Below are 12020 nucleotides of genomic sequence, written 5' to 3' on the forward strand. Positions count from 1 at the left end.
ACTTGCGCTATGTTGCGGAGCTACTCTTTAAAGTCGTTGGCGTCGAGCTCATGGCGCGACAGCAGCTTATAGAATTCAGTGCGGTTGCGTCCAGCCATCCGCGCGGCGTGGGTGACGTTGCCCCTGGTAATCTGCAGCAGCTTGCGCAGGTAGTTCAGCTCAAACTGATTGCGCGCCTCCACGAAGGTCGGCAGGGCGGTGTTCTCGCCCTCCAGCGCCTGCTCCACCAGCGCATCGCCGATCACCGGCGACGAGGTCAGGGCCACGCACTGCTCAATCACGTTCACCAGCTGGCGCACATTGCCCGGCCAGTTGGCGGCCATCAGCCGCTTCATCGCATCGCTGGAAAACGCCCGCACGAACGGCTTATGGCGATCGGCGGACTGACGCAGCAGATGGTTGGCTAACAGCGGAATATCTTCCGTGCGTTCGGAGAGCGGCGGGATCTTCAGGTTAACCACATTGAGGCGATAGAACAGATCTTCGCGAAACTCGCCGCGAGCCATCGCCTTCGGCAGGTCGCGGTGGGTGGCGGAGATGATCCGCACGTTGATCTCGATATCGCGGTTGCTGCCGAGCGGGCGTACCTTACGCTCCTGCAGGACGCGCAGCAGCTTCACCTGCAGGGCGACCGGCATATCGCCAATCTCATCGAGAAACAGCGTACCGCCTTCGGCGGCCTGGAATAACCCTTCGCGGTTGCTGACCGCGCCGGTAAAGGCGCCCCGCGCATGGCCGAACAGTTCGGACTCGAGCAGCTGTTCCGGCAACGCGCCGCAGTTAATCGCCACGAACGGCTTGTCATGACGCGGGCTGGCGTTGTGGATCGCCTGGGCGACTATCTCCTTCCCGGTCCCGCTCTGGCCGTTAATCAGCACGCTAACGTCGGATTGCGCCACCATCCCGGCCTGCTCGAGCAGGCGCAGCATCAGCGGGCTGCGGGTGACAATGGCCTGACGCCAGGCTTCATCGGTGGCTGGCGAGCGCTGCTCCAGCGCCTCATCAATGGCTTGATACAAGGCGTCTTTATCAACCGGCTTAGTCAGGAAGCTGAAGACGCCCTGCTGGGTGGCCGCCACCGCGTCGGGGATCGAGCCATGGGCGGTGAGAATGATCACCGGCATGCCGGGCTGCCCCTTCTGGATCTCACTGAACAGCTGCAGACCGTCCATTTCATCCATCCGCAGATCGCTAATCACCAGATCCACCTTCTCACGCCCCAGCACGCGCAGCGCTTCCGGGCCGCTCTCGGCGGTGACCACGCTATAGCCTTCGCTGACCAGGCGCATGCCCAGCAGCTTCAGCAGCCCCTGATCGTCATCCACCAGCAGCAAACGCGCCGGTTTACGGATCGTCATGGATCACCTCCGGCACTTTTTCGCTGCCGAAATTGCCGCCCGGCTTGCGGCTGGAGAGCTGGCGTTCAATATCCGTCAGATTCTCCAGCTTACGGGTGGTCAACTCCAGCTGTTCGCGCAGCGACTGCTCCTGCTGGCGCAACGTCTCCAGCTCGCTATCGCTGGACTGCTGAAGCTTCGCGTAGCGGGCTCGCTCCTCCACCAGCTGCAGCTGACGGGCCTGCCCGTCGCGCCAGAGCTGATACAGCGGGCGGACCTGAACGGCGATTTGCGGGCTGAAGGTGTCGAGACGCGCCACCAGCTCGCGGCGCTCGTCAGGGGTAATTTTGGCATCGGCAAGCAGAATGCCGCGGCGGAACGCGTCCTGCCAGCTGTCGTCGGTATGGCGTTTCGCCTCCGCTCGCGCCTGCGCCGGCGCGAGACGATCGGCGCAGTCAATGCCCCGCAGCCAGTAGAGGGGGTTTTTGTCGCTGGCATCGCTGCTGTGCGCCCAGATATCGGCGCAGTCCACCGCGACAAAATCGGCCACCTGATGCTGCGCCTGCCCGGGGGCGGCGGCACCTTCCGCACTATGCGGCGAGAAGCCGGCGGAACACCCCGCCAGCGTCAGACAAGCAATGCCTGAGAGCAGCCATCCGCTAAGGGAACGGCGCCAGGCCAGGAATTGGGACATAGTTCCCCGATATCGATTCATTAGTTGGATTATTCCAGCGCTGAGGGAAGCGTAATGCGAAAACAGACCTGCCCGGCGGGGGCGTCAACCAGACTGAGCTCCCCTTGCATCTGACGGACGCAGTCGCGGGCGATGCTTAACCCCAGTCCACTGCCTTTTACGGCCCCTTTACGCTGGTGACTCCCCTGGTAAAAGGGCTCAAAAATCATATTCTTTTCCGCGGCCGGGATCGGTTCGCCGCTGTTGGCGACATCAATACGCACCTGCTCTCCGTGCCGGTAGCTATGGATACGAATGTTACCGGATTCAGCGCCATAGTGCACCGCATTGGAGTAGAGATTATCCATTACGCTTATCAATAGCGCAGGCTCTGCCAGACAATGCCGCGCCTGCAGCGCCAGCTCGGTATGCATCAGTTTAGCCCGCGCGGGCAAACTGTGCGCCGCCACGACGTTTTCCACCAGCTCCACCAGGTCCACTTCTTCCCGGGCTACCGGGCCGTCGGCCTGTTTGCGGTTGTAGTCCAGCAGCTGTTCAATCAGCTTTTGCAGGTTGCGGCTGCTGCTGTCGAGGATCTCGACGATCTCCTGCTGCTCCGGCGTCAGCGGCCCGGCGACACGGTCGGCCAACAGCTCGGTGCCTTCACGCATACTGGCCAGCGGGGTTTTCAGCTCATGCGACAGATGGCGAAGAAACTGATGCCGCTGCGACTCCAGCCATGCCAGGCGCTCGCTGAGCCAGATAATGCGCTTGCCCACCGAGCGCAGCTCGCGCGGGCCGGTAAACAATGCCGCGTCGTCCAGCGACTTCCCTGCCCCCAGCTGGTTGATCATTCTTTCGATGCCTTTCACCGGGCCGATGATCATGCGGGTAAAAAGCAGCACCAGCGCCAGGCTCAGCAGAAACAGCACCAGCGCCTGCCAGCCGAAAAACTGGCCGCGCTCGGCAATCTCCTGCTGCAGCTGCTGGCCGCGGGAATAGACCACCGCCCGGGTCGCCTGGACCATGTCGCTGTTATTACTGGCGAACACTTCCAGTCTGGCGGCTGCCTGGGCGTCGGGGCCGCTGTTGTTACACTGCAGCTGCGCCAGATCGCTGACATCCTGGCGCAGCGCCTGCCAGAGCTTCTCGTCCGGCAGCACGCCGGCGTGCGCGTCCAGCATCTGGCTGTAGCGCTGCCGCTGGTTTTGATAGACGCGCGCCAGCGTCGGATCGTCCAGCACGCAGTACTGGCGATAGCTGCGCTCCATCTCCAGCGCGGCATTGATCATCGCCTCGCTGCGGCGGGCATCGACCAGCGTAGTGCGGTTGATATGCGCCGCCTGGGCGCTGAGGGCATTGAGGCTCTGCCAGGCCTGCCAGGCCAGCACCAGCAACGGCAGCAGGATCAGCACAAAGGAGAGCGTCACCAGCTGACGCAGCGAACGGGGAAAAAGAGAGAGTCGCTTCAAGGGTGTGGTCTCAATCATTAGCTCTGGTCGATGCTAACTGAGGAGCGCGGCGGAGAAAAGCGATACCCGTCGCCACGGCGCCGCAGAAACAACAAAGCCAGGCGCAAGGCCTGGCTTTGTTGAGAAATGAGGCGGTGCCTTACTCGACGTTTCGCCCGATGTCTGATAAAGCCAGGCTGTTATCAGGAGTTGGACGGCAGGCACCTGTTTGTGCGTCATTCGAAGTTTATGTAGCGCGTCCCGAAGGGGCTGACATAAGAAGGTGAATGAGCCACTGGTTAATATTATGCATGAACTATGCCATCTTTCAAAACATTTTATTAACACGTTGATATATATGACTTTTACCATAAAATCCAACCATTCCAGCGCTGTATACTTTTTATCCATGATGTCGCCGATTAGCGACACTAAATATGCCCCAGTTTACTCATCATTTAAATCAATAACTTAAGTGTCGCCTTTTGGCGACACTGCAATATGCCAGTTGTCGGTGATTCCCGACACCCTGGCGTGCCGGCCGTCACAGATAAAAAAAAGCCCCCTGCCTGAGCAGGGGGCCGATACGTTCGTGAGACACGCTTCGGGAAGATTAACCCAGCTGTTTACGCGCGTTGCGGAAGATACGCATCCACGGGCTGTCTTCGCCCCAGTTTTCCGGGTGCCAGGAGTTGCTTACGGTGCGGAAGACGCGTTCCGGGTGCGGCATCATGATGGTCGCACGCCCGCTTTCGCTGGTCACCGCAGTGATACCGTTCGGGGAACCGTTCGGGTTCGCCGGATAGGTTTCGGTCACTTTGCCGAAGTTGTCCAGGAAGCGCAGCGCTACCAGACCTTTGCTCTCCAGCTGGGCCAGATGCGCGCTGTCGCGCACTTCCACCTGCCCTTCGCCGTGGGAGACCGCAATCGGCATCCGCGAGCCAACCATGCCTTCCAGCAGCAGAGACGGGCTTTGCGTCACTTCCACCAGGCTGAAGCGCGCTTCAAAGCGGTCAGACTGGTTGCGCACAAAGCGCGGCCACAGGTCGCTGCCCGGGATCAGCTCGCGCAGGTTGGACATCATCTGGCAGCCGTTGCACACGCCGAGCGCCAGGGTCTGCGGACGATGGAAGAAGGTCGCGAACTCATCGCGCACGCGCTCGTTGAACAGAATCGACTTCGCCCAGCCTTCGCCTGCCCCCAGCACGTCGCCGTAGGAGAAGCCGCCGCAGGCCACCAGGGCATGGAAATCGCCCAGACCGGTGCGGCCCGCCAGCAGGTCGCTCATATGCACGTCGATGGCGTCAAAGCCGGCGCGATGGAAGGCTGCCGCCATTTCAACGTGAGAGTTCACCCCCTGCTCGCGCAGGACGGCCACTTTCGGACGCGCGCCGGTGGCAATGTACGACGCGGCGACGTCGTCATTAATATCAAACGAGAGCTTCACATTAAGGCCCGGATCGGCGTCGTTGGCTTTCGCCTCGTGCTCCTGATCGGCGCAGGCCGGGTTGTCGCGCAGACGCTGCATCTGCCAGGTGGTTTCCGCCCACCACATGCGCAGGGTGGTGCGGCTTTCGCTAAACACCGTCTGACCGCTGGCGGTCAGCACGAAGCGATCGCCCTCGACCGCTTTACCGAGGTAATGCACGCAGTCCGCCAGGCCGTTAACCGCCAGAATGGCTTCCACTGCCTCACGGTCTGCGGCGCGGACCTGAATCACCGCCCCCAGCTCTTCGTTGAACAGCGCCGCCAGACGGTCGTCGCCCAGCGCGGCGATATCCGCTTCCAGTCCACAGTGGCCGGTAAAGGCCATTTCCGCCAGGGTGACCAACAGGCCGCCGTCGGAGCGGTCGTGGTAGGCCAGCAGTTTACGCTGCGCCACCAGGGCCTGCATCGCCTCCCAGAAGCCTTTCAGCTGCGCGACATCGCGCACGTCAGCCGGCTTGTCGCCGAGCTGGCGATAGACCTGCGCCAGCGCCGTCGCGCCCAGCGCGTTGTGCCCTTTACCGAGGTCGATCAGCAGCAGGGCGTTATCTTCCGTCGAGAGCTGCGGCGTGACGGTATGACGAACATCTTCGACACGAGCGAAGGCGGAGATCACCAGCGACAGCGGAGAGGTCATCTCACGCTGCTCGCTGCCTTCCTGCCAGCGGGTTTTCATCGACATTGAGTCTTTGCCGACCGGAATGGTCAGGCCCAGCGCCGGGCACAGCTCTTCGCCCACCGCTTTCACCGCCTCATACAGACCCGCGTCTTCGCCCGGGTGGCCGGCGGCGGCCATCCAGTTAGCCGACAGCTTCACGCGGTTCAGCTCGCCAATCTGCGTGGCGGCGATATTGGTCAGCGCTTCGCCAACCGCCAGACGGCCGGAGGCGGCGAAGTCCAGCAGAGCAACCGGGGCGCGCTCGCCCATCGCCATCGCTTCGCCGTAGTAGCTGTCGAGGCTGGCGGTGGTGACCGCGCAGTTGGCCACCGGGATCTGCCACGGGCCGACCATCTGGTCGCGGGCGACCATGCCGGTCACGGTGCGGTCGCCGATGGTCACGAGGAAGGTTTTCTCGGCCACCGTCGGCAGGTGCAGAACGCGATTAACCGCATCGGCGATGGTAATCGGTTGGCGATCCAGCGCGCTGCCCTGGGCTTTCAGGGTCTGCACGTCGCGGGTCATTTTCGGCGTTTTGCCAAGCAGGACGTCCAGCGGCAGATCGATCGGCTGATCGTTAAAGTGGCTGTCGCTCAGGCTCAGGTGCTGCTCGGCGGTGGCTTCGCCGATAACCGCATAAGGCGCGCGCTCGCGGCGGCACAGCTCGTCGAACAGCGGCAGTTGCTCCGGGGCGACCGCCAGGACATAACGTTCCTGCGATTCGTTACACCAGATCTCCAGCGGGCTCATGCCTGGCTCATCGCTCAGGATATCGCGCAGCTGGAATTTACCGCCGCGGCCGCCGTCGCTGACCAGCTCCGGCATGGCGTTGGAGAGACCGCCGGCGCCGACGTCGTGGATAAACAGGATCGGGTTGGCGTCGCCCAGCTGCCAGCAGCGGTCGATCACTTCCTGACAGCGACGCTCCATTTCCGGGTTGTCACGCTGGACGGAGGCGAAATCGAGGTCGGCATCGGACTGGCCGGAGGCCATGGAAGACGCCGCGCCGCCGCCGAGGCCGATGTTCATCGCCGGACCGCCCAGCACGATCAGCTTCGCGCCGACGGTAATCTCGCCCTTCTGCACGTGCTCGCCGCGGATGTTGCCGATACCGCCGGCCAGCATGATTGGTTTGTGGTAGCCGCGCAGCTCTTCACCGTTATGGCTGGTGACTTTCTCTTCATAGGTGCGGAAGTAGCCGTTCAGCGCCGGGCGACCAAATTCGTTGTTAAACGCCGCGCCGCCCAGCGGGCCTTCGGTCATGATGTCCAGGGCGGTGACGATGCGATCCGGCTTGCCGAAATCTTCTTCCCACGGCTGTTCGAAGCCCGGGATGCGCAGGTTGGAAACCGAGAAGCCCACCAGGCCCGCTTTCGGCTTCGCGCCGCGGCCGGTGGCGCCTTCATCGCGGATTTCGCCGCCGGAGCCGGTTGCCGCGCCCGGCCATGGGGAGATGGCCGTCGGGTGGTTATGGGTTTCCACCTTCATCAGAATGTGCGCCGGCTCCTGATGGAAGTCATAGCGTCCGGTCTGGTGGTCGGCAAAATAGCGCCCCACTTCAGACCCTTCCATCACCGCGGCGTTGTCTTTATAGGCCGACAGGACGTAGTCCGGCGTTTTTTCGAAGGTGTTTTTGATCATTTTGAACAGCGACTTCGGCTGCTGTTCGCCGTCGATGATCCAGTCGGCGTTGAAAATTTTGTGACGACAGTGCTCTGAGTTCGCCTGGGCGAACATATACAGCTCGATATCGTTCGGATTGCGTCCCAGACGGGTAAAGGCGTCCTGCAGGTAGTCAATTTCGTCATCTGCCAGCGCCAGCCCCAAACGGAGGTTGGCGTCAATCAGCGCCTGACGCCCTTCGCCCAACAGGTCAACGCTGGTCACCGGCGTCGGCTGATGGTGAGCGAACAGCTTTTCGCCCGCTTCCAGCGCGTCGAAGACGCTCTCCATCATGCGGTCGTGCAGTTCCGCCGCCACCGCGGCCCACTGCGCTTCGGTCAGGGTCGAGGCTTCAACATAATACGCTACGCCGCGCTCCAGACGCACAACCTGAGCCAGGCCGCAGTTATGGGCGATATCGGTAGCTTTAGAAGACCAGGGAGAGATGGTGCCAGGGCGAGGGGTCACGAGCAGTAATTTACCGGTCGGGGTATGGCTGTTTAAGCTCGGGCCATACTTAAGCAGTCGCGCCAGGCGCTCGCGATCGTCAGCGCTCAGCGGGGCGTTCAGATCGGCAAAATGAATATACTCGGCATATATGGCGCTTACCGGAAGGTTGGCCGCCTGAAATCGTGCCAGCAGTTTATTAATACGGAATGCCGACAGTGCAGGTGAACCACGCAAAATTTCCATCATAAGTCTCTCGTCTTCGAAGCTTTCAGGGTGAGCCAGGGGGGGAAACGGGCGTCATTATAGTGAATCCTGCGCCCCGACGAAACCGTTTGCGTAGAAATAAAATCATTGATGCTGTTTATCAATAAATGTGACGTCCATCGCGAATAAGTTGCCAACTGGCGCATTCTTAAGCAGAATGCCGCTCATTCGACGACAACCTTGCGTTTTTTCCGGACATCGCCTGCTGAGGAACCTGAAGCTGCAGAAGATTAACGCGCTGAAAAAATTAAAGATTAATTATCTGCTCATCGGCATTGTCACCCTTTTGCTGGCGGCTGCCCTGTGGCCGTCGATCCCCTGGTCCGGTAAACCGGAGAACCGGGTGGCGGGCATTATCGCTCGCGGCGAGCTACGCATCAGCACCATCAACTCGCCGATGACCTTCGCCACCATGAACAATAAAACCTTCGGCCTGGACTACGAACTGGCGAAGCAGTTTGCCGACTACCTCGGCGTGACGCTTAAGATAACCGTCCGCCAGAACATCAGCCAGCTGTTTGACGACCTCGACGACGGTCAGGCCGATATGCTGGCCGCCGGGCTGGTCTATAACCAGGAGCGGGTGAAAAACTACCAGGCCGGCCCTGGCTACTACTCCGTTTCCCAACAGCTGGTCTATCGCGTCGGCAATACCCGGCCGCGCAGCCTCGCGGCGCTGACCGCAGAGCAGCTCGCCATCGCCCCGGGTCACGTGGCGATCAACGACCTGCAGGTACTGAAAGCGGAGAAATACCCGGATCTTGCCTGGCGCGTGGACGAAAAGCGCGGCACCACCGCGCTGATGCAGGCGGTGATTGACGGCAAACTCGATTACACCATCGCCGACTCGGTGGCCGTCAGCCTGTTCCAGCGCGTCCATCCGGAGCTGGCGGTAGCCCTCGATATCACCGACGAACAGCCGGTCACCTGGTTCAGCGCCCGGGACGACGATAATTCGCTGTCGGCGGCGATGCTTGATTTCTTCAACAATATTAATGAAGACGGCACCCTGGCGCGCCTGGAAGAGAAGTACCTCGGCCACGGCAACGATTTCGATTATGTCGATACCCGCACCTTCCTGCGCGCGGTGGAAAACATTCTTCCGGAGGTGCAGCCGCTGTTTGAAAAGTACGCCCGCGAGATCGACTGGCGCCTGCTGGCCGCCATCGCCTGGCAGGAATCCCACTGGGATCCGCAGGCCACCTCGCCTACCGGCGTGCGCGGCATGATGATGCTTACGCGTAATACGGCGCAGAGTCTGGGGCTGACTGACCGGACCGATGCGGCGCAGAGCATCGACGGCGGTATGCGCTATCTCCAGGATATGATGGATAAAGTGCCGGATTCGATCCCGAAAGATGAACGCATCTGGTTTGCGCTGGCCGCTTACAATATGGGCTATGCCCATATGCTGGACGCCATGGCGCTCACCCGCAAACAGAAAGGCGATCCCAACAGCTGGGCAGACGTTAAGCTGCGTTTACCCCTGCTGAGCCAGAAACCCTATTACAGCAAACTTAAATACGGCTATGCCCGCGGCCATGAGGCCTACGCCTATGTGGAAAACATCCGCAAATATCAGATAAGCCTTGTCGGCTATTTGTCAGAAAAGGAGCGCCAGCAGCAGCAAACGCTGGCCCTGGCGGAGGATTACCCGGCGGTGCACCCCAATGAGCTCGAACAGCCGCAGGAGACCACCCTGCCCTTTTTCAAGTTTCGCGCCGATAAACAGATGGATAATGCCCGGATGAAACTCCCCGGCCACCTGTATTAACTTTCCCCGTTCTGCTCCCGGGCTTTCTTCAGCGCTTTTTTCTCTTCCCGCCGCCAGCGGAAGAAGTCGCTCAGCATGGCAGAGCAGGATCCCGCCAGCACGCCTTCGCTAATCTCAACCCGATGGTTCATTCCCGGGTGGTGCAGAACATCCATCAGCGAGCCGGCGGCGCCGGTCTTGGCATCCCTGGCGCCAAACACCAAGCGGGCGATACGGCTGTGCACCATCGCGCCCGCGCACATCACGCAGGGCTCGAGGGTCACGTACAGCGTGGCGTCGATCAGGCGATAGTTTTGCAGCACCAGCCCGCCCTGGCGTAAGGCCATAATTTCCGCATGGGCGGTGGGGTCGTGACGGCCTATCGGCCGGTTCCAGCCCTCGCCAATGACCTGATTGTTATGCACCAGCACCGCGCCCACCGGCACCTCGCCCTCTTCCCAGGCGCGCTTCGCCAGCGTCAGGGCATGACGCATCCAGTATTCATCATTGAGTTCGAGGTCAGACACAGCGGCCACTCCAGCAGAAAAAGCGGGGCGCATTATACATGGGAGCTATCAATTACACACTATTACTCCAGTTGCTGCAGCTCTCCCTGCGGGGTGACCCGCCAGCGATGCTGGCAAAAGCCGAGCAATGGGTTATCCTGCTCGCTATCGCTATAGCCGCTATACAGCTGCAGCGGAGCGCCAATCTTTTTCTCCAGCTGCACCACCTTTTCATGGCCCAGGCAGCGCAGGGTCAATACCCAGCCGCCCCAGCGGCGCGCGGTGCGGCTGGCTATCAAATTCACCCGCGGCAGCCAGAGGGTATCGCGATAGACCTGTTCCACCAGCGACTGCGGCGAGCCGGTGATCAACCAGACGTCGGCATCGGTACTGGTCAGGTAGGCCGTCAGCCGCGCATGAACCACCGGAAACGCCGTCACATGATGACGAAACCAGCCGACAAACTCCGCTTCCAGCCGCTTCAGTACCGCCTCGCGACGGCCAAAGGTTGACGCCCACAGCAGCAGGCTCATCGGCCAGCGCGCCGCCCGCCCGCACACCGCCAGCCCGGCAAGGATCGCCGGCCCCATCGCCACCACCAGCAGCAGGTTCAGCGGCAGATGGCGCAGCAGGTAGCGCAGAAAACTGCCGAACATATCCTGTTGATGCAAGGTTCCGTCCAGATCGAAAAACACCACTTTCCGTTCACTGTGCTGCAAACTGCCTCCTTCTCTCAGGATTCGCTTCTCGTTAGGGTAAGCTTAACAGTCTTATGCCATGAAGAGGGAAAACATCCCTGCCGTTAAGGAAGAATTAAATTAGCAGGCGAAGGAAAAATTGTGGCTTATGAATTTTTAATTCGTGGTATACCCCTTATAATCGAATAAAAATTCTGTCAGTCACGAGCCGGACGGCTCCAGCGGAGCTCCAATGAACTGTTTAACGCGTATTCGTCAGCGCTATCCCACCCTGGCGGCGAGCGACAAAAAGTTGGCCGATTTTATTCTGAGCCAACCCGATGATACCCGGCACCTCAGCTCGCAGCAGCTGGCGGTGGAAGCCGGTGTGAGTCAGTCCAGCGTGGTTAAATTTGCCCAGAAACTGGGGTTCAAAGGCTTTCCGGCGCTGAAGCTGGCGCTGAGTGAAGCGCTGGCCAGCAGCCCGGATCCGCACTCCGTTCCGGTACATAACCACATTCGCGGTGACGACCCGCTGCGTCTGGTGGGCGAGAAACTCATTAAAGACAATGTCGCCGCCATGCATGCCTCGCTGGACGTCAACACTGAAGAGACGCTGCGGGAAGCCGTCACGCTGCTGCGCAACGCCCGGCGGGTGATCGTCACCGGGATTGGCGCGTCCGGCCTGGTGGCGCGTAACTTTAGCTGGAAGCTGATGAAGATCGGCGTTAATGCTGTTTCGGAGCAGGATATGCACGCCCTGCTGGCGACGGTGCAGGCCATGTCCAGCGACGATCTGCTGCTGGCGATCTCTTACTCCGGCGAGCGTCGGGAGATCAATATGGCGGCCGGTGAAGCGCTGCGCGTGGGCTCCAGGATCCTGGCGATCACCGGCTTTAGCCCTAACGCCCTGCAGCAGCAGGCGACCCACTGCCTGTACACCATCGCCGAAGAGCAGGCGACGCGCAGCGCGGCCATCTCTTCCACCAGCGCGCAAATGATGCTCACCGACCTGCTGTTTATGGGGCTGGTGCAGCAGGATCTGGAGCGGGCGCCGGAGCGCATTCGCCATAGCGAAGCGCTGGTGAAAAAGCTGGTCTGAGC

The 12020-nt window shown here is 60.9% G+C and carries 8 protein-coding genes; 2 read left to right on the plus strand and 6 right to left on the minus strand.

Going from position 1 to position 12020, the window contains the following annotated elements; translation table 11 throughout:
- Positions 1-20: 20 nt before the first annotated feature.
- The 4 genes from glrR to purL all read right to left on the minus strand — a co-directional run bounded on the left by glrR (position 21) and on the right by purL (position 7962).
- Positions 21-1358 carry a two-component system response regulator GlrR gene (gene glrR, locus L2I46_RS11850; protein WP_065883064.1) on the minus strand — a complete coding sequence of 446 codons (1338 nt, stop codon included), beginning with the start codon at positions 1356-1358 and terminating at the stop codon, positions 21-23.
- Positions 1345-2031, minus strand: coding sequence for a two-component system QseEF-associated lipoprotein QseG (qseG, locus tag L2I46_RS11855; protein ID WP_023290659.1), 687 nt, complete (start codon positions 2029-2031; stop codon positions 1345-1347). The genes glrR and qseG overlap by 14 nt, the downstream gene beginning before the upstream one ends.
- Before the next feature lie 29 nt (positions 2032-2060).
- Positions 2061-3482: a sensor histidine kinase gene (locus L2I46_RS11860; RefSeq protein WP_074442661.1), complete on the minus strand. Its 1422-nt coding sequence runs from the start codon at positions 3480-3482 to the stop codon at positions 2061-2063.
- A gap of 592 nt (positions 3483-4074) precedes the next feature.
- Positions 4075-7962, minus strand: a complete 3888-nt coding sequence (purL, locus tag L2I46_RS11865; RefSeq protein WP_236947884.1) for a phosphoribosylformylglycinamidine synthase — start codon at positions 7960-7962, stop codon at positions 4075-4077.
- A 175-nt stretch (positions 7963-8137) separates the two neighbouring features.
- Here purL and mltF point away from each other — a divergent pair, with 175 nt between their 5' ends.
- Positions 8138-9754, plus strand: a complete 1617-nt coding sequence (mltF, locus tag L2I46_RS11870) for a membrane-bound lytic murein transglycosylase MltF (protein ID WP_236947885.1) — start codon at positions 8138-8140, stop codon at positions 9752-9754.
- Here the strand turns inward: mltF and tadA are convergent.
- On the minus strand, positions 9751-10260 hold the full coding sequence (gene tadA / locus L2I46_RS11875) for a tRNA adenosine(34) deaminase TadA (protein WP_023290663.1): 510 nt from the start codon (positions 10258-10260) through the stop codon (positions 9751-9753). The two genes, mltF and tadA, sit on opposite strands and share 4 nt — an antisense overlap.
- Before the next feature lie 62 nt (positions 10261-10322).
- Positions 10323-10958 (minus strand): phosphatidylglycerophosphatase C, encoded by a 636-nt coding sequence (gene yfhb / locus L2I46_RS11880; RefSeq protein ID WP_065883071.1) that lies wholly within the window; start codon positions 10956-10958, stop codon positions 10323-10325.
- Between the two features lie 211 nt (positions 10959-11169).
- Here yfhb and L2I46_RS11885 point away from each other — a divergent pair, with 211 nt between their 5' ends.
- On the plus strand, positions 11170-12018 hold the full coding sequence (locus L2I46_RS11885; protein WP_023290664.1) for a MurR/RpiR family transcriptional regulator: 849 nt from the start codon (positions 11170-11172) through the stop codon (positions 12016-12018).
- The last annotated feature ends 2 nt before the right edge of the window (positions 12019-12020 follow it).

The sequence above is a fragment of the Klebsiella sp. 2019SCSN059 genome (assembly GCF_021739525.1).
GTDB lineage: Bacteria > Pseudomonadota > Gammaproteobacteria > Enterobacterales > Enterobacteriaceae > Klebsiella > Klebsiella quasipneumoniae.